This is a genomic window from Helicobacter winghamensis ATCC BAA-430 (assembly GCF_028751035.1).
Lineage (GTDB): Bacteria > Campylobacterota > Campylobacteria > Campylobacterales > Helicobacteraceae > Helicobacter_D > Helicobacter_D winghamensis.
On the sequence record NZ_CP063533.1, the window covers coordinates 1344693 to 1368295 of the forward strand.

Genomic DNA, 23603 nt, shown 5'->3' on the forward strand with positions numbered 1-23603 from the left:
TATATCTCATAACTTTTAGAATTACAAATCAATGCGCCACCGCTTCGCTAATCCCAACTCCACTTTGCGCACGAAAGTCTTGTGCATTAAATCCTGCTCTATCCACTACTGCACGCTCGCTATTATCTAGTTTTGAGATAATATAAATTAACACAAAAGTTAGTGGCATTGAAAAAAGAGCTGGGTGATCGTAAGGAAAAATTGCCTCTGCAAATCCAAAGCTTTTTACCCAAATACTAGGACTTAAAAGAACCATTGTAACAACCGTTACAAGCCCGATTAATCCTCCCCAAAACGCACCTTTTGTAGTCAGCTCTTTCCAATAGATACTTAAAAGCAAAATCGGAAAATTTACACTTGCTGCAATTGCAAAAGCAAGTCCTACGGTAAATGCAACATTTTGATTCTCAAACACAATTCCCAAAACAATCGCAAAAATTCCAATCCCAATGGTTGCCATTTTAGTAACTTTCATCTCAAGTTTTGGATCACATTGCCCATCTTTGCAAACATTTACAAACAAATCATGAGAAATCGCCCCAGCCCCAGAAATTGCAAGCCCAGCAACAACTGCTAAAATCGTAGCAAAAGCAACCGCAGAAATAAATCCTAAGAAATAATCCCCACCAATAGCCTGTGCAAGAGTGATTGCCACCATATTTGTGATTCCATTAAAACTTCCATCAGCATTTGTAAATTGTGGATTCCCAAGCAATAATGCAATTGCTCCAAATCCAATAATAAAAGTTAAGATATAAAAATATCCAATTAATCCTGTCGCATAAAATACAGACTTTCTAGCCTCTTTTGCGTCTTTTACAGTAAAAAAGCGCATTAAAATATGTGGCAATCCAGCTGTTCCAAACATTAACGCAAGCCCTAAAGATAGCGCAGAAATCGTATCTGGTAAAAATCCTCCCGGCAGCATTATTGCCTCACCTTTAGGATGATTTTGCACTGCCTGTGAAAAATAATAACTCAAATCAAACTTTGTTAAATACAAAATCATAATCGCCATAAAAGTAGCTCCACCAAGCAACAAAATCGCCTTGATAATTTGCACCCAAGTTGTTGCGTGCATTCCACCAAAGACAACATAACAAATCATCAAAATCCCAACAAGCACAACAGCCACCGTGTAAGGAAGTCCAAACAAGAGTTGGATAAGTTGCCCAGCACCCACCATTTGCGCGATAAGATAAAATACAATCACACTAAGTGCAGAAACTGCTGAAATCACACGAATAGGCTTTGCATTTAAGCGATACGCCGTAATATCCGCGAAGGTGAATTTACCAAGATTTCTAAACTTCTCCGCAATCAAAAACAAAATAATAGGCCAGCCAGCAAGAAATCCAATAGAATAAATTAGCCCATCAAAACCATTTGTAAAAACAAGTGCTGTAATCCCAAGAAAACTAGCCGCGCTCATAAAATCTCCAGCAATTGCTGTCCCATTTTGCATTCCTGTAATATTCCCACCTGCTGTGTAAAATCCACTTGCGCTTTGGCTTTTTTTGTTTGAATAATAAGTAATTAGCAAAGTGCCAAGCACAAAAATTAAAAACATCGTTACTGCAATAGGATTAAACGCATTTTGCGTAACATTCTCCACATCAAAGCTAGCAGCATTTGCAAGACTTGCACCAAACAATACCCCCAAAGTTAGTTTAATACTTTTTTCCATTTTTCAATTCCTCCAATGCTCCGCTTTGCTCTAAATTTTGCAAAATCCCATCTTGTTGCCTGTCAAAATACTGGTTTGCTAAAAATGTATAAAGACCAGTAGCCGTGATACACAGGGCAATCAAAAAGATTCCGACAATAATTCCAAGTGTAATTGAGCTAGGACCTAGACGATACCCTAAAATATCTGGAAAAAGCCCTATACTAATAACAAAAGCGTAATAACAAACTAGAACAATGGCAGATAACCACAACGCTACTTTGTTTCTAAAGGAAACAAATTTTTTAAATTCCTGGATAGATTGTTGATAATCCACATTTTTTCTCATTTATTACTCCTTACAAATTGTAATTTAGCCATTAAAATGTTACAAAAATTCCAATAATAAGTATAGAGTAAAAAATAAATATTTCAATAAATACAATATAAATGTATATTTTAGTAACATTTATATATTAAATTACATTTTGTAACATATTAGTAAATAAAAATTTGGAATAGTATTTTTGGATTCTATCTTAGTCCTTTGGTATAAGCCACAGAAAAATATCATCTGCAATTTGCTCACTATGAAGTAGATTAAAGTTTGCATTTAGCGACATTGTAAGATTGGAATCCCTTTTGAAATTTGGGCTTAAAATCACAAGTGTTAAATCCATAGAATTTTGAAGTGCCTTAAAAAGCCCAGATCCCCCTTCACAAAAGATAAAACCATGCAAGGCTTTCACTTGCTCTAGGCTATGTAAAATCTCTACTTTACGATTTGGAATTTCAAATAAAGGCGCGGATTTTGGGAAGTCCTTTTGACGCGTTAGAATCGCTACATTTGGATTTCTTTGCTCTAAAGTCGCAAAGCGCGTATCAAGACGCGGATTATCCACACGCACACTCTCTCCAGAAATTAGCAACACATCAGCTTTTGTGCGATAATCGTGCATTAGGCTTTGTGCTTGGTGTGTGCTAATTTGCCCACCATCAATGCTACCATCAAGCCTGCTTGCATATTTAAAAAGCATAAATTTACCCTGTGTTTGCAACAATCTAAAGGGAAGCAAAAGTGCATTTGCTTGTTTATGGATTGCTTGTAAGGCTTCCACCTCCCACGCTTTAATCACACAAATTCCTGCTTCTATAAGCTCTTGTGCGCCGCCTTTTGCACTTTTATCGCAATCTTGTGTAGCAATGATTACACATTTTGGCTTTAGAGTTTTAAGCAAAGTAGCACACGAAGGTGTTTTACCCTTTTTATTGCTACTGCAAGGCTCTAGGGTTACATAAAGCATTGTATCCTTAAAAATTGGAATCGCATTTTTCAAAAGATAGGAATGAATTGCTTGAGATTCCTTTAAAGACAAAATCGCATTATCGCCACTTAGGGCTGCATAGGCTTTTTGTAAAGCTAACACTTCCGCGTGGGGCTTACCACATTCTTTGTGAGATTCTAAGCTTACAATCGCCCCATTTTCATCTAGCACTAAAGCTGCGACAGCAGGGTTTGGAAGCGTTTTTAACTGCTCTTTCCACGCACATTGCAAACACAAATCCAAATAAAATGCGTGCGCCAGCATTTTATTTACCACTCAAAGTAGGTTTGAGCCTTTTTAATCGCATTTAGCGGAATCTCTACGCCATTTTCTAGCACAAGAACACTTTCGCTAACACTTACTAACTTGCCCTTAAATTCTTTTTTACCTGCAATTTCTTGAAGCGTTTTAACCTTAATTAACTCATTAATCGCGCCTTTATAATGCGCTAAGGTTTTCAAAACGCGTTCAATCCCGGGTGAGCTAACTTCTAAGTAATATTTTTCAAAATCTGGCATTTCTACATCTAGCAAAGGAGAGAGCGCAAGGCTCACCTCTTGACAATCATCAAGGCTTACACTTTTGGATTCCATATTTTTTGTGATACAAATACGCAAAATTTGATTTTCATTTTCTTTAAGAGTTAAAACATCATACAAATCAAATCCCAAACTCTCCACTAAAACTTTAATCTTATCTTCCAAATTTGGCGAAATTGTCATTTAAGATTCCTTTTCTTTGTTTTCACGCTCTTTTTGTAAAGCTTCAAAGATTTGATCAAGGCGATTTTCCTGCTCTAAGCTTCCATCAAAGATAAATTTAAAGTCTGGGCAACGAAACCAGCCTGTTTCCTCTAAGCAAAACGCCTTGATTAAACTATGTGCCTTTTTGAGCTGCTTTAAAATCTCTGCTTTTTCTTTTTCTGTGGCAAATGGTGCATTTAAAAACACTTCAGCAAAGTATTTTCCACGCGAACAACGCACATCAACAACATTAAGCGCATTTAAGCGCGTATCACTCAAATTTGCTAACGCACTAGGTAAAATCTCTTTTAAAAGGGATTGTGTGCGTGCTTGTTTTAGCATTAAAGCGTCCTTTGTTTTTCTACTTCTTTGTAAGTTTCAAACACATCGCCAATTTGAATATCATTATAATCCTCTAGCATAATTCCACACTCAAAGCCTTTAGCCACTTCTCTTGCATCATCTTTGAAGCGTTTTAATGAAGCAATATTTCCCGTGTGAATCACTACCCCATTGCGGATTAAACGCACTTTAATTCCGCGCTGAATTGTGCCTTCTGTAACAAAACAACCTGCAATTGTGCCAGCTTTTGCAATACTAAAGGTTTCTCTAACCTCTGCTTGCCCAGTATTTTCTTCTTCCATAACTGGTGAAAGAAGCCCGCCTAATAAAGCTTTAATATCATCTAATAAAGAATAGATAATAGAGTAGGTTTTAATCTCTATTCCAAGCTCTTTTGCCTTGTTTTTAACACTACCAGTTGGACGCACATTAAAGCCTAAAATCACGCAATTTGTGCTAGCTCCAGCGAGCGTTACATCACTCTCTGTAATGCCACCTACACCTTTGTGGATAATATTAACTTTAACTTCTTCATTTTGGAGCTTATCCAAACTTCCACGGATTGCTTCTAAGCTTCCTTGTGTATCTGCTTTAATAATCACAGGCAAAGTTTTTAACTGCCCTAAAGCAACCATTGAACTTAACTCATCAAAAGAAACCTTTGTGGAATGTGAAAGCTCTTTTTGACGCAAGTGTGCTGCACGCTTTTGCGCATAATCTCTAGCAATCGTATCATTTTCTACCGCTAAAAGCACAGAGCCAGCTGGTGGCACTTCGCTTAATCCTGTAATCACACCAACGCCAGATGGAGTAATACTAGAGATAGAACGCCCTAAATCATCACTAATTGCCCTAACTCTTCCAAAAGAAGTATCCGCAATAATGCTATCACCAACCCTTAGCGTTCCATTTTGCACAATAAGTGTTGCAACAGGACCTTTGCCTTTCTCTAAACTGCTTTCAATAACAATAGCGCGTGCAGGGCGATTTGGATTTGCCTTTAAATCTAAAATCTCTGCTTGCAAAAGAATTGTTTCTAATAAATCATCAATTCCTTCACCAGTTTTTGCAGAAATATGCACAAACTCATATTCTCCACCCCATTCAAGCGGTGTGAAGCCTAGCTCTGCTGCTTCAGCTTTAAGCTTATCTGGATTTGCATCAGGCTTGTCAATTTTATTAACTGCAATGATAATAGGCGCATTTGCCGCTTTTGCGTGGTTTAATGCTTCAATAGTTTGAGGTTTCACCCCATCATCTGCGGCAATAACAATAATTGCTACATCTGTAACAGAAGCTCCTCTAGCGCGCATTTCACTAAAGGCTTCGTGTCCGGGCGTATCAATAAAAGTAATCTCTCTACCACCCTTACTAATGGTGTAAGCACCAATATGTTGCGTGATTCCGCCTGCTTCACCTGAAGCAATTTTTGTATTTCTAATGTAATCCAACAAAGAAGTTTTGCCGTGATCCACATGCCCCATAATCGTAACAACCGGAGCGCGCGTAATTAAATGCTCTTCTTTGTCTTCATTATCGTGAAGTTGAGTATAATCTAACTCATCAGCAGTATTTAAAAGCTCCACTTGCACGCCAAATTCTTCCGCTAAAATTTCAATAGCGTCTTTTTCTAAAAAGTCGTTTTTAGTTACCATCATTCCAAGGCTAAAAAGCACTTTAATCACTTCACCGGTGGTTCTACCAATTTTCTCTGCAAATTCGTAAGCCCTAATTTCCTCTGGAATCTTGACCATACCACTTACGGCTTCTTGCACCTTTTGGACTTTTGGAGCCTTTTTGCGACTAGAACGCCTTGTGCTACCCTGCTCCATAAAAGGATTATGGCGTTGGACTTTAATACGCTCAGTTGTCGCCTTGCGTTCATTTTCTTCTTCGTCCATATCGCGTTCATCTTGCACACTTAAGTCAAATAAAATAACTTCTTCTTCATCGTCATCTACACTTTGAAATTCTCTATTATCCAACAAATCCATTTTTTGCTGTCCTAAATTTTTACTAGTTTGCAAGCTTGGCTTTTCTTTTTTCTTTTTCTTTTGCTGTGTGTGGCTTTCTTCTAAATTTCCTAATAAATCTTGCAAAGTGCGCGGTGATTCTTTGCGTTCTTCTTTTTTAGACTCTTTAATGCTCTCTGTCTCTTTAAAATCACGCTTTTTGACAATCCTTAAACCCGTGCGTTTAATTGCTAGATTATCTTGCCCATTCACTTCTTTTGTTACTAATGTTTCTTTTGATGTATCTTGCAAGGTTTCCTGTGGCGCTTCTTGCTTTTCTTGCAAAATCTCTTGTGTAGCTTTTTTAATAGACTCTCTAGGCAAATTCTCTTGCATAGAATCCTTTTTGAGAGTTTTTGAAGTAGTGGCTTTTGGCTTTTTTTCTGTGCTAGATTTTGCTTTAGCGCTAGATTTTGCACTTTCTTTTGTATCTTTTTTAGAATCCTTAGTTACAGTTTTTTTAGGGCTTTCTTTGCCAGCGTTTGGATTAACACCTGATAAAATATAGTTATAAAGAACATCGGCTTCTGTGGCAGTAACGGCACTTGAAGCAGTTTTTACTTCAAAACCTAACTCTTGTGCTTTTTGCAAAACTTCTTTGCTTGTTTTACTTAACTCTTTGGCAATTTGACTAATACGGATTTTATCCATATAAAAAAATCTCCTTTAATGCGGTTTTAATTATCTCTTTGTGTTTCTTATCCAATTTGCAAATTCTTGTGATGTGATCGCTTAATTTTGGAGCTTCTTGGCAGTTTCTACACACATAAAAGCTTCTGCCAAAGCCTTGAAATACTTGCAATTTAGAATTTTGATATTGCAAGCGTAGCAAAGATTCTTGTGGAAACCTCCCCCTACACACAACGCACATTCTAACCGGACTAGACATAAACTCTCATTATAGCAAACTAGAACTTAAATTCATCACCAAAATATTCTAAACTCTCATTTTCAAATAACACACCATCATTATCAAACTCCAAGCTTAACACTTTTAGCTTTGAAAACTTCTGACTAAGCGCATCAAATAAACGCTTTTTGTCATCTTGATAACACAGACTAAAAAAGCTTGAACCGCTACCTGAGAGTGTGCTCATTAATGCACCATTTTGTAAAGCGGTGCGTTGCACTTCAAAAAGCAATGGAATTTGCTTCATTCTATAAAATTGGTGAAGTCTATCTTGACTTGCTTCACGCAACAAATCAAAACGCCCTGTAATAAACGCACTTGAAAGCAAACTTGCGTGCGAAAGATTAAACACAGCATCTTTTTGAAAATAGCGTTTAGGAAGACTTTGGCGCGATAAATGCGTGGAAGTAGATTGATTTGGAATCACCACTACGGCAGAAATGCTATCTGGCAAAGACTGATTGATAAAACGCACTTCCTTGTCTCTACTTGCCAACATACAAACATTAAATCCCCCCATACACGCTGGAGTGATATTATCTGGATGAGACTCATAACGCAATGCAAGATTTACAATCTTTTGCTTATCAAAAGGCACTTGTGCCACCTTAAATGCAGCAGAAATTGCACCAATAATTACTGCCGAACTACTTCCAAGCCCCCTAGAAATAGGAATTGCATTATCAAAAACAAACTTAAATGGAATCGCAGAACCTGTGAGTTTTTTTAGTTGCTCATTAAAGATTCTAACAAAAACATTATCCACGCGTAATTTTGGATTCTTAGAACCTTCGCCGTGGATTTGGATAGAAGTAATTTTAGATGGCTTTAGACTAAAACGATTATAAAGCTTAAGCGCAAGCCCTAAGCTATCAAAGCCCGGACCCAAATTAGCACTTGTTGCTGGGACACGAAACTCCATATTATTCCCTACCCTAGATTTGCAAATTTTAGAGTAAATTCCACTTCACCCTTACCAATGCGTAGCTCTTTTGCAATAGAATCTACACTCCAACCATCTTTAAACATAGCAATAATACGCCCTTCATCAATATTTGTAGGACTCGTAGGTGTATAAGCAAACTCTTTAATCCTATCTTCTAGAGCAAACATTTTATTTTCTAAATGCTCTATATTATCCAAAATACTCTTTGTCCCTTGCCATTGTGCTTTAAGCGATTCCATATCATTACGCAAGGGAGCAACTTGCGCCCCTAAATTTGCATCAAGCAGATTTTTCATCTCTAGACGCGTATCTTGATAAATTTGCGCCTTAATACTAACTTTAAAGCGTTCTAGCTCACTTTCTTGCTCTTTTATACGCTTAGTTAAACGATAGATTTCCTTATTTAATTCTTCAATAGACTTTTCATATCGTCTTGCGCGCTTATTGCTCTCACTCTCCTTTAAATACAAGTATGCAATCAACAAAACAAAGACAACAACAATTCCAATTCCGCCCCAAAGCACAACATTTATCTCACTACCCATTTTCTGCCTTTTTGCTATTCTTTATTGATCGGATTAATGCTCTCTCTTTGCTTGCAACATAGCCGTCCCATTCCACTTCATCGCGTCCGTGGATTTTTTCAATCCACGCAAGCCCAGAATGATACACAAAATACACTGGAACAATACGCGCAGGAAAAGTTGGAAGCTCTATTCTACCATAATAAAGCGTATTTTCTAAAAGATTAGAATCCTTAAGAGCAAAACAACTATGCCCAATTGTAACAACACTCCCTTTGTTTTCTAATGCTACATAATTCTTTTTTTCTCCACTAATACGCGCTTCAAGGGATTCTATCTTTCTATAAATCTCTACAAGTAGTTCTAAAATCACCACATTATCCGATTCCAAATTTCCCTTTTTAGCGCGCGTTAAGCGCAACCATTCTCCAATAGGATCTTCATCGCTTTGTGTAAGTTTGTTAAACTCTTGCACAAAGGCTTCTGCATTATTATGCACTGCTTCGTATTGAATATTTAAGAATGTTTGGATTAAACGGCTTTTTGCAAAATTTTCCATTGAATTTTCCTTATCTACTCATAAAATCCACAATACAAAATCCTAAAAACGCAATTCCTAAATAGCCATTTATTGTAAAAAACGCGCGCGGAATATGTTCAAAGTTTTTAGACACCAAATATTGCTCAACACTTAATGCAACAACTGCCACAACAAGCCCTATCCACATCCACATTCCAAGCCCAGCTTCTTTAATAAATAATGCCCAAAAAATAAGCGTTAAAGCGTGAAAAATACGCGAAATCCAAAGCGTTTTTTGCACTCCAAAAACACTTGGCACAGAATATAACCCTTCTTTTTTATCATGATTTATATCTTGCAAAGCATAAAGCAAATCAAACCCAGCTACCCAAAATAGCACACCAATGCACAAATACACACTCCATAGCGGAATCTCTCCACTAACTGCAACAACTCCAGCAATTGGCGCAAGCCCTAAAGATAGCCCAAGCACCAAGTGTGCTGCGCTTGAAAACCGCTTCATTAAAGAATAACTTGCCAAAATAATTAGAATCGGAAATGAGAGATAAAAGCACAAAGGGTTAATCACATATCCCATTGCCACAAAAATTAACGCATTTACAAAAATAAAAAGTAGCATTGCCCCCTTAGAGATTCTACCATCAACGCTTGGACGATTTTTTGTGCGTGGATTTGTCGCATCAAACTTTCTATCTGCAAAACGATTAAACGCCATTGCAAAATTCCTAGCGCTCACACTTGCAATCACACCAAAAATAAGCAATTTAACACCAAACCAACCTTGCGCTGCTGTAACCATTGCGATAAAAATAAAAGGCATAGAAAAAATACTATGCTCAAACATTACAAGCTCTCTAAAGTCTTTAACCTTTTGCAAAAATTGCATAAACTTCCTTATTTTACACCCAAAGAGATGATTTTCTTAAATCCTTCGCTTACTGATAAATCCGAGATTTTCACCTTATCTTTTGCGATTTTTAATACAAAGCCTGAAGTAGGATTTGGCGTTGTTGGCACAAACACCCAAAACACTTCCTCTTCTTCTTTTGTAATAAAACCTAGAAGCTCCATATTCCCCACATTCACATACGCCACGCCTAAATAGCCATCTTTATTTTTACCAGAGAAAATGTTTAAAACTTCTTTAATCCCAGAATAAATGCTTTTAACCAGCGGAATCCTACCAATGATAATTTCTGATACTCTAATGAGCAAAAATTCTTTATTCTTATCCACTAAATACCCAATATAATAGAGCAAAACCACACTTAAAACAAAGATTAAAAGCGTGATAAATAAATTTGCATTTGTGATTCCAAAAACAGAATAAAAAATGTTCGCGCAAAACTCATAAACAAAAGAAAATATCCAAAACAATAGCAAAAAAGGCAGAATCGCAAAAATCCCTTTGCTAACTTTAGAAATTATGGTATCCACACAAAAATCCTTTGCCAAACAAAAATTTCAGATTCTAACCTAAAAAGCATTAAAATACAAATACACTCCATAGCAAAAATACACAATATTAAGCCCCAAAAGTCCTAAAAAAGCAATTTTATACCTAACTGCCACAAGGCTTAGGGCATTACAGAATAAAAACGCATAAATTCCGGGATTTAAAGGAATTGTGCGCGTTGGAATCTCTAACCACCACAGCAAAAGCGTATCTAAGATTCCACCCAAGCCTAAAAAATGGGCAAAGAAAACCAAGGGATAATATAAGCTAAATAATGGCGTAAATATGAGTGAAAGCAGTGATAAGGGGGAAAATGGCGGAAAAAAATAATATACAATAATTCCCATTTGAAAAAAGGTAGAAGCATTAAGTGCGATTCCATAAAATAACTTCTTTAATACGCCTTTTGGAATCTTAAAATATTTAAAGAAAAGAAAAATATACAGCACACCAAGGCAAGAAAAATAAAAGCCCACAGAAAACAATAATTGCGGAAAAAACGCAAGCAATCCCAAAACGCACCAAAATAACATCTCAAGTCGCCAAATATCAATCCCTCTCCACAGCATAGCAAACGCCACCACACTCATTGTAATAGCACGCAAATATGAAGGTGATTGCGTAAGGATTAAATAATAAGCCAAAAGCAACGCAACCACCATAAAACCCACATCAAAAAAGAAATTCCTAAAAGGAAAAAATCTTGCCTGCAAAGGCTTATATAAAAATCCCAAAATAAAAAACCCAACCGCGCTTAAAATCCCAGTATGAAAACCAGAGATTGCAAAAATATGTGCGATTCCATAACTTTGGGCTAAATCTCTCCATTGCTTTGGCAAACTATCAGCTAGAAAAAGTGCTAAATAATACTCCCCCATAATTTGCGTAGAATGCTGAGAAATAATACTTTGGCGCAAACTCTCTTTAAACCCTGCACCAGAATCGCGCAACAAAATAATGCTAAAACTAGGCGCGTAAAATCCCTTCAAAAACTCTAAAAATCCCACATTTTTAAACACCAAACGCAACAAAACTTCTTTACGCTTAATATCGCGCAAATCTTCATAAGTGGTGGTATAAAAGATTCCAATATCACTTTTAAGTTTTAAAACAGAATAAGTTTTATTATTTTTTGTTTTTGTGTATTGTAATAAGACTTCAGCTCTAATTTGTGGCGTTTGCTCCAACTTTAAAGTGTGAAATTGATAAAACTTAAACAAAAGTGTGCAACCACACACAATAACTAAAAAGGCAAATAATATAAGGCGTTCTTTAAAAGTTGTAAATAAAGAAACAGGCTCTAACACAATCAATCAAAGAATCGCAAAAGCGATTCTTATAGAATTAAAATTTGCAAATAAAAATGTCTATATTAGAATTTTGCAAAACATCTAAGGCAAAAAAGCTAATTTTTCCGCTTGTTGGCAAGGCGATTAATGAAGCATTTTTAGATTCCGCCACACTTAGCAATCTTGTATAAGATAAGATTCCACTATCTAGCACCACTTCACTTTTACCAGAGAAATTTTTTAAGAATTTTTTTGAAATTTCTTTTGCCCTATTTTCAGTATCTTTATTAAAACTTGAGATTTGTTCATCATCAGCACCATAATGCCCCAAACGCAACTCAAAAGGGCGTGCAATCATATGATAAAAAATTAAATTTGCATTTGGAAAGAACTTGCGTGTCGCCTTTGCTGTCTTTAAAGAATCTTCTGAAAAATCCGTTGGAGAAAAAATATTTGCGTAATCTGGCAAAGACTCATCTTTTGTTACAAGCACTGGAATTTCAGCCTTTCTTACAATGCGTTTTGCCACAGAACCTAGTAAAACTTCTGTTAAATGCTGCGTCTCTCCCGTTGCGCCAATGATTAGCAAACGGCATTCCCTGTCTTTTGCGTGTTTGTGAATCTCTTTGTGGATTGTGCCCACATAGCAAAATTGTGCAATCTCCACTTCTGGTTTTGGAAAATGATCTGCAATAAACTTTGCTAATGCCTCTTTACCGGCTTTTTTATCCTTTTTTGGATCGTGAAAAATAGAATATTCCACTATATGCACAATATCAAGTGAGCATTTTTCTTTTTTTGCTAGATACATTGCCTTTGTTAAGCTAACCAAACTGCTTTTTGAAAAATCCGTTGCGACTACGATTCTATCTTTCATACACCACCCTTAAATTTTAGATAAATAGCCTACATTATACCAAAGATAAAGATTAAATAAAGCCAAAGACTTCATAAAATCCTTTAAATTTTTCATTATATTTTCAAAACTACCCATTTATCTTTTAGTTTATAAGATTTAGAAAATCTTAGTATTTAATCATTATAAAACTTGACAATAATAGACTAAAGTTATATAATACACGCAATCTTAACACAAGGAAAATCTATGAACCTTTTAGAAAAGCTCACCAACACATTACAAGAAACCTTAGAGCAAGGTGCTTCACTTGCCTTACATAATAAAAACCAAGAAATTGAACCTATTCATCTCTTTTGGGCTATGCTAACTAACACTAGCTCACTTTTAAACCAAGCTCTAAACCGCTTAAATATTGATAAAACAGCTCTTGAACTTGAAGCAAAAAGCATTGCTAGCGCACTTCCACAAAGCAGTAGCGTAACAAAAGAAAACCTTAAAATCTCACGCAATCTAAGCGATGCCTTAAACCAAGCTGATGGGCTAGCAACAAAAAATGGCGATTCTTATATTGCTCTTGATACCTTTATTCTGGCAAATCTACAAGAGCCTACTATTAGGAATCTTTTTTCTAAATTTTTAGATATTAATGAGCTTAAAAAAACTTTTGAAGCAATGCGTGCAGGAGCTAAGATTGATTCACAAAGCGCTGATGAAAACTTAGAATCCCTAGAAAAATTTGGCATTGATTTAACAAAAAAAGCCATTGAAGGCAAGCTTGACCCAGTCATCGGTAGAGATGAAGAAATCACCCATATGATGCAAATTTTAATTAGAAAGACAAAAAACAATCCTATTCTCCTAGGCGAACCCGGCGTTGGAAAAACCGCTGTTGTAGAGGGACTCGCACAAAGAATTGTTAAAAAAGAAGTGCCACTTTCTTTGCAAAACAAACGCGTAATTGCCCTTGATATGAGTGCATTAGTTGCAGGGGCAAAATATCGCGGAGAGTTTGAAGACCGCTTAAAAAAAGTGATTGATGAAGTCAAAAAAAGTGGAAATGTTATTTTATTTATTGATGAAATCCATACAATCGTAGGTGCAGGCGCTAGCGAAGGTGGAATGGACGCTGCAAATATCCTAAAACCCGCTCTTGCAAGGGGAGAACTCCACACCATAGGCGCAACAACACTCAAAGAATACCGCAAATATTTTGAAAAAGACGCTGCCTTACAAAGACGATTCCAACCTGTAATGCTAAATGAGCCTAATGTTAATGAAGCCTTGCAAATTTTACGCGGGATTAAAGAAAGATTAGAAGCCCACCATAATGTAACTATAACAGATAGTGCATTAGTCGCCGCTGCAAAACTCTCAAGTCGCTATATTACAGATAGATTCTTGCCTGATAAAGCCATTGATTTAATTGATGAAGCAGCCGCTGAACTTAAAATGCAAATAGAATCCGAACCAAGTGAGCTTGCCAAAGTTAAAAGAGAAATGGAAGCCTTGCAAGTTGAAAAAGAAGCACTTTTAATGGAAAAAAGCGAGAAAAACCAAGCACGCATTGCAGAAATCCAAAAAGAACTTAGCGACAAAGAAGAAGTTAAAAAAGCTCTAGAAGCGCAGTTTGAAACAGAAAAACAAGTGTTTAACAAAATTGCTAACATTAAAATAGAAATTGACTCTTTGCGCACACAAAGCACGCTAGCTAAACGCAATGGGGATTTTAGCAAAGCTGCTGAAATTGATTATGGCAAGATTCCACAGCTAGAAAACGAACTCAAAGAGCAAAATCAAAAATGGGAGAATATGCAAGAAAATGGCACACTTTTAAGAAATGCAGTATTACCAGAATCCATTGCAGCAGTGATTAGCCGTTGGACACAAATCCCTATTAAAAAAATGCTCCAAGATGAAAAGGACAAAATTCTAGGCATTGAAGAAGAGCTTAAAAAAGATGTTGTAGGACAAGATAATGCCTTGCACGCTATTGCAAGAGCTATAAAGCGCAATAAAGCAGGCTTAAGTGAGCTAAATCGCCCCATAGGAAGCTTTTTATTCTTAGGACCCACAGGTGTTGGGAAAACAGAATCAGCTAAAACGCTAGCTAGATTCTTATTTGATAGTGAGAAAAATCTTATCCGCATTGATATGAGCGAATATATGGAAAAACACGCTGCAAGCAGACTTGTTGGCGCACCTCCGGGATATGTAGGCTATGAAGAAGGTGGGCAACTCACAGAAGCAGTGCGTAGGAAACCTTATAGCGTCGTTCTATTTGATGAAATTGAAAAGGCACATCCAGATGTGTTTAATATGCTTTTACAGGTGCTTGATGATGGGCGATTAACTGACAATAAAGGCGTAACCATTGATTTTAGAAACACCATTATTATTTTAACAAGCAATATTGCAAGCAATGCGATTATGGAAATTAGTGATTTAACAGAGCGTGAAAAAGCAGTAAAAGAAGCCCTAAAAGGCTATTTTAAGCCAGAATTTTTAAACCGCTTAGATGATATTATTATCTTTAATCCTTTAGGATTAGAGCAAATCACAAGCATTGTAGAAATTCTCTTTAAAACAATCCAAAAGAAAGTGCAAGAAAGAGATATTAACGTTACATTAGAAGAAAGCGCGAAAGAATTTATTGCAAAAGTCGGATTTGATCCTATTTATGGAGCTAGACCCCTTAAACGCGCACTTTATGAAGAAATTGAAGATCGCCTAGCAGATTTAATTTTACAAGATAAAATCAAAGAAGGGAGCAAGGTTAGCTTCTATGCAGAAAATGGTAGCATACACGCTAGAATCCTTTAAGATTCTAGCTAATATCATTTTCTTCAATCTTATTCTTTTCTTTCAAATTCAAAAGAAATTCATCAACACCTACAAAGAAATCCATTACATTTACTTCTAAAATCATAGATATTTGCAAAAGATGTTCAATATTAAAATGTGCTCCTTTTAAGCAAATCTCTGAAAAAGATACCAGACTTACAGAATTATGTCCCATTGCAAGAGATAATTTTAATTGCGAATATTTCTTTTGTTTTCTAATTTTTGCAACATTTGCTCCAATAATTTTATAAGCATACAAAACATCTTTTTGCTCTAACAAACTTCACCTTATAATAATAAGTTATTTTTAATTATATTTTTTATAAAATCACTTAACAACTTGTAATAATAAGTTGTTAATAATATTATTTAATTCAAGGAGATTAAGATGTCCAAATTATCACTCGTAACGAGTAGGATCCTTCTAGGAGTAGGAATTGCAGGTGCTGTTGTAGCAAACGCAGTTACTATTTCAGATAAACCGAGCTTTGATACAAATTTCAAGTATTCTAATGGCTCTATAACAACAAGTGATAAATCAGCAATTACAACTGATTCGAATTCAACTTTTAGCTATGATGTTAATACTTATGTAGATAAAGATGGAAAACCTTTAGATGTTAAAAATTTAAACATTAATGCAGATGGTAAAGAACTAACTGTTAGTGCTGGAGCAAGTCTTGGAGGGGAAGCACAAGACAATTATGCTTTCAATATCAAAGCTAAAACAATCAATATTGATTCTGCAAATGTTTTTCAAAACTCTAACATTACAGGGGATACAACTTTCACTAATTCTTTGAATGTTACAGATAGTGTATTAAATATTAAAGGAAACACAACTTTAGGAAACAACACTTCTTTAGATAATGGTCGTATCAATATCAATGGAGATTTAACAGCTAATGGTGGAACATTTAATTTTGCAGGAAATAGCTTAATTCATGCCACTGGAGCAGGAAATATCACAGGCTCAACTTTTAACCTAGATTCAGGAAATAATTTCTTCTTAGGAAAATACACTCTTGTGCAAGCAGATAAAAAATTAAATGCAAATGCAGCAACAAATACTCTAGGAAAAATTTCATATGATAGACATATTAATAGCTTGCTTAGCAATCCAAACACTCTAGGTCAAGGTGAAAATGGTGAATATGAAATTACAATGAATATCAACCAAGCAGGTGGCAATAGCACAAACACTCTACTAGGTCAGTTTGGATTAGATTATAAACTAGAGCTTTCAAAAGATGGAAAAACACTCTACATCAATGGAGAATCAACTGCAGACTTAAGCAAGACAGAAGTGAAAGCACTTCTTGGTGGTTTTATTACTCAAGAACAAACTTTAGTTACTGCTGCAACACAAAAATTAAACACTTCAAAGACAGGTAAAGAAGCTAGCAAGAAAGGTGCTGAAACAGGCAAAAAAGACGCTGAAGCACAAAAGAAAAACTTGCAAGCACAATTAGAAACTGCAAAAGATCAAGAGCAAAAAGATAAAATCCAACAACAAATTGATGCGCAAGATAAAATTATCGCAGATACAACCGCGCAAATCAATAAATTAACAAATGAGCTTAAATCTATTGAAGCAGCTCTAAAAGATCTTGCTAATAAATCTCAAGGCTTAACTGCAGCCGCAGGAAAAACAGAAGCAATTGATATCATTAAAGCAATCACACCAAATATCAATGCAAATCTTGCAAATAGCGCACTAACTAATATCAAAGATAAAAATAACACCGTTTTGGCTGGAGTTATGCTTGATAGTGGAAATCTCGCTTCTATGACAACTTCACTTTCTAACGCAGGAAATAACGCAGAAGCAATTGGAATCTTAAATGGTATCGTAACTGCTAAAGGCATAGATAATAGTAAAATTCTAGGAGCAATCACAAACACAAACTTCTTCAAAACTACAAGAGATAATGCAAAAGCTATCGCAAACCTTTCTGATTCTTCATCTTCTGCGACAAATGCAATCAATGTGTCAAATGATATGGCAATTGGAAGTCGTATTGCAAGATTTAATAATCCTTATGGAGATAAATTTGCAAGTGTAGCTTCTGATACTGGATCATACAAATATTATGACACATATACAGCTAGCGTATGGACAAATGTGTTTGGTGGTGCAAATATCATTGATGGCGAATCTGGTGGTTTATATGGAATTAGTGTTGGTGTTGATGGAAACCTTACAGACAATGTTTTATTGGGTGGATATATAACTTATGCCAATGCAACACTAGAAGACAATCTTGTTAATCAAGAGTCTGATAACTTCCAATTTGGTGCATATTCTCTTATTAAACTTAATCCAACTTGGGAGCTTAATCTAAGAGCATATGGACAATTTGGCAAAACAGATCAAGAAGTTTCTACAATTGCTGGAGCAAATACTGCAGATTTTACAAAAAGATTCTTTGGTCTTAGTGCAAATGTTGGAAAAGTGCTAGATTTTGGTAATAGCATTTTCTTAAAACCATTTATCGGCGCAAATTATTACTTTAGCTACACTCCAGACTATACAGAATCCGGCGTTTTAGCTCAACATGTAAGATCATCTACAAACAATTCTTTAAGCCTTGAAGTAGGTGCGGAATTTAGAAAATACTTCAATGCAAGTTCTTATCTTTTCGTAACACCAAAAATTGAACAATATGTTTTAAACAATGGGGACGATTATGTTGCAAGATTTGCTGGTTCTAGCTCAGTATTTAGCATTGCAGGAACAGACAAAGAAAAAACTTATGGTCAATTAACAATTGGCGGAAATGTAGAGCTTAGTGATTCTTGGAGTTTCAATGCAGGTATCGGGGCAAAACAAATTTTAGCAGGTGAAGTTGATGACAAAAATGAAACTTATCTTAGCGGAAATGTTGGCTTAAAATACAAATTCTAAGCAACAATACAAAACCAAACTTCAATTTTAATCTCCACCTATTTAAGTTAGGTTTTCACCTAACTTAAATAGAATATTCGTATCTCACTTGTATTAAAAAATTCATAAACAATAAGAGAATATAAAAGTTACCGACTATTTTGGAAAAATTGGAGAAATATAAGAATCATTAGAAAAACTAAGCATAATAATATGCCTAGCTTTTTACAGAAAATTTTAATTACGCTTGAGCTGATTAACAATTTGAAGCATAGAATCTGCAGTTTGAATAGATTTAGAGTTTGCTTCATACGCCCTTTGTCCAACAATCAAATCTGTCATTTCTTCAACAAGCTTCACATTACTTGTTTCTACAAATCCTTGCGCTAATTGCCCAAAGCCATTTAACCCCGGAGTGCCTACAATTGGATCGCCTGAAGCGTTTGTGTTAAGATAGAGATTATCTCCTAGTGCGTGCAAACCTGCTGGGTTAATAAAATTCACCGTTTCAATCTGCCCAAGTTGATTGACTTCTGTTTCATTGCCTTGCACAACAGTTACGGTGCCGTCTTTCCCAATATTAATCTGTGTGGCATCATCTGGGATTGTGATATTTGGCACTAGCAAATAACCTTGCGCATTCACTACATTCCCTTCATCATCACGCTTAAACGAACCATCGCGTGTGTAAGCAATCGTGCCATCAGGCAATTCAATTTGAAAAAACCCATTCCCTGTAATTGCCACATCAAGATTCTGCTCTGTTTCTTTAAAATTCCCTTGCGAGAAAATCTTTTGCACCGCTGTTGGTCGCACACCTAGCCCCACTTCAATCCCCGTTGGGCTTAGCGTTGTTTCACTTGTGCTAGAACCTGCATATTGCAACACTTGATGGAACAAGTCCGCAAACTCCGCTCTTTCTTTTCTATAACCAAAGGTATTTACATTTGAGATATTGTTTGAAGTTACATCAATTTGTAATTGTTGTCCTAACATTCCTGTTGTTGCTGTATAAAGTGCGCGCATCATTTTAAATCCTTTTTATGCTTTTGCTGCTAGTTTTGTGATTGCTTCTGTGTTTAGCTCATCCATATGCGTTTTTAACACCTTAGAATAAGCTTCTACTAAGCGATTTGTTTCAATCAGTCCTGTCATCTCTTGGACAACATTAATATTGCTTTTTTCTAAAAACCCTTGGCGGACTGCCCCGCTTCGCTCTAGTGCTTCGCGTTCATCTGTGCGTTCTTGCGGGTAAGAGTAGAGATTATCGCCGATTTTTTTAAGATATTTTGGATTTTCAAAAGACACCACGCCGATATTTGCCATTAATGCCATTTCACTAATGCCTTCGTTATTTAAATCCCTTGTATAAATGTTGCCATTGCTATCCACTTCTACTTGGAATCCATCAATAAATTCAATATATTGTGGAGCGTCTAAGTATTCGCGCGGAAGCACGGGATAACCTTCTTTAGTAACAAGCCTGCCTTGCTCATTTAGCACAAAGGAGCCATCACGCGTGTAGCGGATTCCATCAGGTGTCTCTACCATAAAATACATATTTTCTTTACTCAAAGCAAAGTCAAATGTATTATCTGTAATCATCATTCCGCCCACTTTATTGTCTGTGTATTCTTCTACAATTTGTGGAACGCGGTTTAAAGAGCGGTTATAAAACTGCGCTGCGTCTTTTGTTTGCTCATCAATAGGCAAAAACTCTTTGTGCTGTTCATATAAGCGCATAAAATCACCAATCACAACATCATCGCGTTTAAAGCCTGTTGTGTTAGCATTTGCGATATTGTTTGCAATAACATCTAGGCGGTTAATTTGCGTAACCATACCGCCTACGGAGTTGTAATATCCACCTTGCATTCTAAGCCTTTTTTACAAAATTACAAGACTTAAAGCAAAAGGTATTCCACAATAAAATCGTGTTTAATTATTCCTTAAAAAGTTTGCTATGGCTTCCTAGCCTTACAAGGTAGATTATTTTGTAACTTTCTGCTTCTTGCATATACTTCTGCAAAATTACTATAAGTCTTAGAATCTCCCTTACCACACATTTTAATAGCTTCTAGTGTTTAGGCTTTTTGGATTCCTTTAGAGACTAGCATTATAATGAAAGATTTTAAAAAAAGAAAAAGAAGCGGAGATAAAGAATAGAATCCCAAAAAGGGATTCTAAGACTACTGAAGTAGTCTTAAGATATTTTGTTGTGTTGCGTTTGATTGACTTAACGCATAGCTACCAGCTTGAGCTAGAATGTTTAGGTTAGAGTAGTTTGCAGATTCACTTGCAAAATCCACTTCTCTAATACCAGATTCTGCTGACTTCACATTCACTTGAGTGATTGTGATGTTGTTGATTGTTGATTGCATTTGTTGTTGCACAGAACCCAAGTCTGAACGGATAGCATCTAGTTGCTTGATTGCGGATTCTGCGATATCCATTACTAGCATCGCGCCTTTAAGCGTTGTTACACCACCACCTAGTGCATCTCCAGCTTGTCCAACAAATGTATTTCCTAAATTTGCGTTTGCTCCAATAGCTGATTTAACATCCGCACCAAAGACGCCTTTTGTTTCTCTTAGAGATGTAGTAGTTTGTGCAATTGAAGTATCACTAAAGAATGCGCCACCAGAAACTTTCATATCGCTTGCACCAAGCTTGGTTAGAGTTAAAGAACCAATATTTGTTGTTGAGAAACCATCTCCAATAATGTCTGATCCTGACGCACCTGAAACTGTAATCGCTCTACCATCTGTTGAAGTTAGGATTAGCTTACCATCTTCAGAGAGAGATGCTTCGACACCTGTTTCTTCTTTTCTTGAATTGATAGCTTGAATAAGTCTTCCATCTGCGTCATTTTTCTGGACACCTGTAATATCACCAATTCTTACACCATTGATAGTTAAACTTACAATGTCTCCCTCAGCAATAGAATCCGCACCAATACTTTGCACAGTTGCTTCTGCGCGGATTCCACCTAGATTATCAGAGTTTTTATTAATAACTTCTGCTAATGCACCAAGTCCTGTTCCAGCTGAATGAGAGATTTTTACAGATTCAAGAGTAATGTCTTTTCCATCTCTTTGTCCAACAAATTTCATTGTGATTTCACCCAAAGCTGTTCCTGCTGAGAATCTGATTGTCTCATTTCTCACATGCCCGATTTTATCAGAGCTTGTCGCACCAATACTTGTTCTAATTGTTTGGTTAGAATAAGCACCTACTTGGAATTCTTTGTTTGTAAATCCACCAGCAAGCAAGCTTAAGCCATTGTAACTTGTAGTTGCCGCAATATTATCCAAAGATTCAATCAAGCGGTTAATGTCAGCCTGGATTGCTGTTCTTGTTTGTGTTGTTTGACCATCTTGAGCAGCTTGAGTTGCTTTAGTTTTAATAGTATCTAGGATTTTAACTTGCTCGTCCATTGCTTTATCTGCAATTTGGATAATTCCCATACCATCGTTTGTGTTTCTAATCGCTTGTCCTAGTGCGTTTGCTTGAGAGCGTAAGCTATCAGCAATCGCCATTCCTGATGCGTCATCTTTTGCAGAGTTGATTCTTAACCCTGAACTTAACTTTTGCAATGAACTAGAAAGACTAGTTTGTGTAAAAGTGCTTTGAGCGTGTGCGTTTAACGCATTAACATTGGTATTGACTTGAAATGCCATTTTTAACTCCTTTTAATTGTGCTAACCCGTCCTTGGGTATGCATTGGTTTTACTAAAGACTAGCGTAAATTTATCTTTAGTAAGCTAAGCCAAAGACTTAAACCGCCTTGTAAAGTTTAGCTATGCAATTATATCGGATAAAAAACAAAAAAGATTAGAGTCAATTCTAAAAAATGTGCAAAATTTACAAAATTGTTAAAATTTTTGATAAATTTTATAAATACATATTGTATTTTTAAAATTTTATGATAGAATAGTGCAAATTTAATCAAAAAGGACAAAAATGACAACAAAAAATTATCAACAAGAAACTCTAGCACTACACGCTGACTATACCTTTGATACACAACGCACTTTAAGCGTGCCAATTTATCAAAACACTGCATATAGCTTTGAAAGTTTAGAGCAAGCAGCAGCTAGATTTGCGCTTCAAGAGCTTGGGAATATCTACTCTAGACTAGCAAATCCCACGCTTAATGTTTTAGGCAATAGGCTTGCAGCAGTTGAGGGTGGGGCTTTTGGAGTCCCAACTGCAAGTGGAACAGCAGCGATTTTTTACGCGCTTGTAAATCTAGCACAAAATGGCGATAATATTGTGTATTCTAATAAAATCTATGGTGGAACACAAACGCTTATTGCACACACTCTAAAACGCTTTGGGATTGAAGCTAGGGCGTTTGATATAGATAATATAGAAAAATCTTTAGAAAAAGTGATTAATGAAAAAACTAAGGTAATTTTCTTTGAGAGTCTATCAAATCCACAAATTGCAATCGCTGATGTGGAGAAAATCACAAAAATTGCTAAAAAATATGGAATCATAACGCTTTGTGATAACACGGTGGCAACGGCATTTTTACACAAGCCTTTTAACTTTGGCGTGGATCTTGTGGTGTATAGCCTTAGCAAATACATTAATGGGCAAGGAAACGCACTTGGCGGAGTTGTGATTGAGCGCAAAGGCTTAAATAGCTTGATTGTGGATAATCCACGCTATGCACCTTTTAATGTGCCTGATGAGAGTTATCACGGCTTGGTGTATGCGTCTTTAGCAGAATCTTTACCGATTTTTAGTATCCGTTTAATTACAGAGTGGCTAAGAAATATCGGTGCGACACTCTCCCCACAAAATGCTTGGCTTATTATTCAAGGCTTAGAAACACTAGAGTTGCGCATTAAAAAGCATAGTCAAAATGCCTTAGAAGTAGCGCGATTCTTGCAATCTCACCCAAAAGTTAAAGCAGTGTTTTATCCTAGCTTAGAAAACAATCCTTACCATTCATTGCTTCAAAAATATTTTAAAGACTCTCAAGCTAGCGGACTTTTGAGCTTTGAAGTGGAGAGCTATGAGAAGGCAAAAAGTGTTTGTAACGCACTAGAGATTTTTGAGATAGTCGCAAATATCGGAGATTCTAAATCGCTTGTGATTCACCCAGCTTCTACAACACATTCGCAATTAAATGAAAATGAATTAAAATCTGCTGGAATCACGCCTTGCACAATTCGCTTAAGTATCGGATTAGAATCACCACAAGATTTAATTACAGATTTAAAACAAGCATTAGAAAAATAAGGATTTAAA

Annotated in this window: 21 protein-coding genes; 3 read left to right on the plus strand and 18 right to left on the minus strand. The window is 36.1% G+C overall.

What is annotated here, in order from left to right; genetic code table 11:
* Nucleotides 1-28 precede the first annotated feature (28 nt).
* The 14 genes from IP358_RS06930 to IP358_RS06995 form a co-directional block, all read right to left on the minus strand.
* Entirely contained in the window at nt 29-1687 is a 1659-nt protein-coding gene (locus IP358_RS06930; RefSeq protein ID WP_006802859.1) for a cation acetate symporter, read from the minus strand.
* Entirely contained in the window at nt 1671-2015 is a 345-nt protein-coding gene (locus IP358_RS06935; protein ID WP_006802860.1) for a DUF485 domain-containing protein, read from the minus strand. Before IP358_RS06935 ends, IP358_RS06930 begins: the two co-directional genes overlap by 17 nt.
* Nucleotides 2016-2205: 190 nt before the next feature.
* Nucleotides 2206-3267 carry a bifunctional diaminohydroxyphosphoribosylaminopyrimidine deaminase/5-amino-6-(5-phosphoribosylamino)uracil reductase RibD gene (gene ribD / locus IP358_RS06940; protein WP_257534915.1) on the minus strand — a complete coding sequence of 354 codons (1062 nt, stop codon included), beginning with the start codon at nt 3265-3267 and terminating at the stop codon, nt 2206-2208.
* Nucleotides 3261-3713 (minus strand): ribosome maturation factor RimP, encoded by a 453-nt coding sequence (rimP, locus tag IP358_RS06945; protein ID WP_006802862.1) that lies wholly within the window; start codon nt 3711-3713, stop codon nt 3261-3263. The genes ribD and rimP overlap by 7 nt, the downstream gene beginning before the upstream one ends.
* Nucleotides 3714-4076, minus strand: a complete 363-nt coding sequence (rbfA, locus tag IP358_RS06950) for a 30S ribosome-binding factor RbfA (RefSeq protein WP_006802863.1) — start codon at nt 4074-4076, stop codon at nt 3714-3716. It abuts the gene before it with no gap.
* Complete coding sequence (gene infB / locus IP358_RS06955) at nt 4076-6739, minus strand: translation initiation factor IF-2 (protein WP_006802864.1); 2664 nt, start codon at nt 6737-6739, stop codon at nt 4076-4078. Before infB ends, rbfA begins: the two co-directional genes overlap by 1 nt.
* Entirely contained in the window at nt 6732-6977 is a 246-nt protein-coding gene (locus tag IP358_RS06960; RefSeq protein WP_006802865.1) for a DUF448 domain-containing protein, read from the minus strand. The genes infB and IP358_RS06960 overlap by 8 nt, the downstream gene beginning before the upstream one ends.
* Nucleotides 6978-6996: 19 nt before the next feature.
* On the minus strand, nt 6997-7920 hold the full coding sequence (thrB, locus tag IP358_RS06965) for a homoserine kinase (protein ID WP_006802866.1): 924 nt from the start codon (nt 7918-7920) through the stop codon (nt 6997-6999).
* Between the two features lie 8 nt (nt 7921-7928).
* Nucleotides 7929-8489 (minus strand): hypothetical protein, encoded by a 561-nt coding sequence (locus IP358_RS06970; protein WP_040498583.1) that lies wholly within the window; start codon nt 8487-8489, stop codon nt 7929-7931.
* A complete protein-coding gene (locus tag IP358_RS06975) occupies nt 8482-9027 on the minus strand; it encodes a hypothetical protein (RefSeq protein WP_006802868.1) in 546 nt (181 codons plus the stop codon). Before IP358_RS06975 ends, IP358_RS06970 begins: the two co-directional genes overlap by 8 nt.
* A 10-nt stretch (nt 9028-9037) precedes the next feature.
* Nucleotides 9038-9895: a menaquinone biosynthesis prenyltransferase MqnP gene (gene mqnP, locus IP358_RS06980; protein ID WP_006802869.1), complete on the minus strand. Its 858-nt coding sequence runs from the start codon at nt 9893-9895 to the stop codon at nt 9038-9040.
* Nucleotides 9896-9903: 8 nt separating this feature from the next.
* The gene (locus IP358_RS06985) at nt 9904-10446 is read right to left on the minus strand and encodes a DUF502 domain-containing protein (protein WP_040498585.1); all 543 of its coding nucleotides are present in this window, start codon (nt 10444-10446) and stop codon (nt 9904-9906) included.
* Nucleotides 10447-10485: 39 nt separating this feature from the next.
* Nucleotides 10486-11772 (minus strand): ComEC/Rec2 family competence protein, encoded by a 1287-nt coding sequence (locus IP358_RS06990; protein WP_101312893.1) that lies wholly within the window; start codon nt 11770-11772, stop codon nt 10486-10488.
* A 37-nt stretch (nt 11773-11809) separates the two neighbouring features.
* Nucleotides 11810-12631 carry a universal stress protein gene (locus IP358_RS06995; RefSeq protein ID WP_006802872.1) on the minus strand — a complete coding sequence of 274 codons (822 nt, stop codon included), beginning with the start codon at nt 12629-12631 and terminating at the stop codon, nt 11810-11812.
* A 228-nt stretch (nt 12632-12859) separates the two neighbouring features.
* Here IP358_RS06995 and IP358_RS07000 point away from each other — a divergent pair, with 228 nt between their 5' ends.
* A complete protein-coding gene (locus tag IP358_RS07000) occupies nt 12860-15433 on the plus strand; it encodes an ATP-dependent Clp protease ATP-binding subunit (protein ID WP_006802873.1) in 2574 nt (857 codons plus the stop codon).
* Between the two features lie 4 nt (nt 15434-15437).
* Here the strand turns inward: IP358_RS07000 and IP358_RS07005 are convergent, their stop codons facing one another.
* Complete coding sequence (locus IP358_RS07005; protein WP_006802874.1) at nt 15438-15734, minus strand: hypothetical protein; 297 nt, start codon at nt 15732-15734, stop codon at nt 15438-15440.
* Nucleotides 15735-15842: 108 nt separating this feature from the next.
* Between IP358_RS07005 and IP358_RS07010 the strand changes: the two genes are divergently transcribed.
* The gene (locus IP358_RS07010) at nt 15843-18362 is read left to right on the plus strand and encodes an autotransporter family protein (protein ID WP_006802875.1); all 2520 of its coding nucleotides are present in this window, start codon (nt 15843-15845) and stop codon (nt 18360-18362) included.
* A gap of 216 nt (nt 18363-18578) precedes the next feature.
* On the opposite strand, the gene flgG is transcribed toward IP358_RS07010, so the two are convergent.
* The 3 genes from flgG to IP358_RS07025 form a co-directional block, all read right to left on the minus strand.
* Complete coding sequence (gene flgG, locus IP358_RS07015) at nt 18579-19370, minus strand: flagellar basal-body rod protein FlgG (protein WP_006802876.1); 792 nt, start codon at nt 19368-19370, stop codon at nt 18579-18581.
* A gap of 12 nt (nt 19371-19382) precedes the next feature.
* The gene (locus IP358_RS07020) at nt 19383-20216 is read right to left on the minus strand and encodes a flagellar hook-basal body protein (protein WP_006802877.1); all 834 of its coding nucleotides are present in this window, start codon (nt 20214-20216) and stop codon (nt 19383-19385) included.
* 314 nt (nt 20217-20530) lie between these two features.
* Nucleotides 20531-22021 carry a flagellin B gene (locus IP358_RS07025; protein ID WP_006802878.1) on the minus strand — a complete coding sequence of 497 codons (1491 nt, stop codon included), beginning with the start codon at nt 22019-22021 and terminating at the stop codon, nt 20531-20533.
* Between the two features lie 283 nt (nt 22022-22304).
* Between IP358_RS07025 and IP358_RS07030 the strand changes: the two genes are divergently transcribed.
* Nucleotides 22305-23594, plus strand: a complete 1290-nt coding sequence (locus tag IP358_RS07030) for an O-acetylhomoserine aminocarboxypropyltransferase/cysteine synthase family protein (RefSeq protein ID WP_006802879.1) — start codon at nt 22305-22307, stop codon at nt 23592-23594.
* The last annotated feature ends 9 nt before the right edge of the window (nt 23595-23603 follow it).

Excerpts from the sequence above, each read along its gene's own strand:
- infB (WP_006802864.1), bottom strand. The coding sequence starts at position 6,739 with ATGGATAAAATCCGTATTAGTCAAATTGCCAAAGAGTTAAGTAAAACA.
- IP358_RS06935 (WP_006802860.1), bottom strand. The coding sequence starts at position 2,015 with ATGAGAAAAAATGTGGATTATCAACAATCTATCCAGGAATTTAAAAAA.
- mqnP (WP_006802869.1), bottom strand. The coding sequence starts at position 9,895 with ATGCAATTTTTGCAAAAGGTTAAAGACTTTAGAGAGCTTGTAATGTTT.
- rimP (WP_006802862.1), bottom strand. The coding sequence starts at position 3,713 with ATGACAATTTCGCCAAATTTGGAAGATAAGATTAAAGTTTTAGTGGAG.
- IP358_RS07020 (WP_006802877.1), bottom strand. The coding sequence starts at position 20,216 with ATGCAAGGTGGATATTACAACTCCGTAGGCGGTATGGTTACGCAAATT.
- thrB (WP_006802866.1), bottom strand. The coding sequence starts at position 7,920 with ATGGAGTTTCGTGTCCCAGCAACAAGTGCTAATTTGGGTCCGGGCTTT.
- IP358_RS07000 (WP_006802873.1), top strand. The coding sequence starts at position 12,860 with ATGAACCTTTTAGAAAAGCTCACCAACACATTACAAGAAACCTTAGAG.
- IP358_RS06970 (WP_040498583.1), bottom strand. The coding sequence starts at position 8,489 with ATGGGTAGTGAGATAAATGTTGTGCTTTGGGGCGGAATTGGAATTGTT.
- IP358_RS06995 (WP_006802872.1), bottom strand. The coding sequence starts at position 12,631 with ATGAAAGATAGAATCGTAGTCGCAACGGATTTTTCAAAAAGCAGTTTG.
- flgG (WP_006802876.1), bottom strand. The coding sequence starts at position 19,370 with ATGATGCGCGCACTTTATACAGCAACAACAGGAATGTTAGGACAACAA.
- IP358_RS06930 (WP_006802859.1), bottom strand. The coding sequence starts at position 1,687 with ATGGAAAAAAGTATTAAACTAACTTTGGGGGTATTGTTTGGTGCAAGT.
- IP358_RS06975 (WP_006802868.1), bottom strand. The coding sequence starts at position 9,027 with ATGGAAAATTTTGCAAAAAGCCGTTTAATCCAAACATTCTTAAATATT.
- IP358_RS07010 (WP_006802875.1), top strand. The coding sequence starts at position 15,843 with ATGTCCAAATTATCACTCGTAACGAGTAGGATCCTTCTAGGAGTAGGA.
- IP358_RS07025 (WP_006802878.1), bottom strand. The coding sequence starts at position 22,021 with ATGGCATTTCAAGTCAATACCAATGTTAATGCGTTAAACGCACACGCT.
- rbfA (WP_006802863.1), bottom strand. The coding sequence starts at position 4,076 with ATGCTAAAACAAGCACGCACACAATCCCTTTTAAAAGAGATTTTACCT.
- IP358_RS06960 (WP_006802865.1), bottom strand. The coding sequence starts at position 6,977 with ATGTCTAGTCCGGTTAGAATGTGCGTTGTGTGTAGGGGGAGGTTTCCA.
- IP358_RS07030 (WP_006802879.1), top strand. The coding sequence starts at position 22,305 with ATGACAACAAAAAATTATCAACAAGAAACTCTAGCACTACACGCTGAC.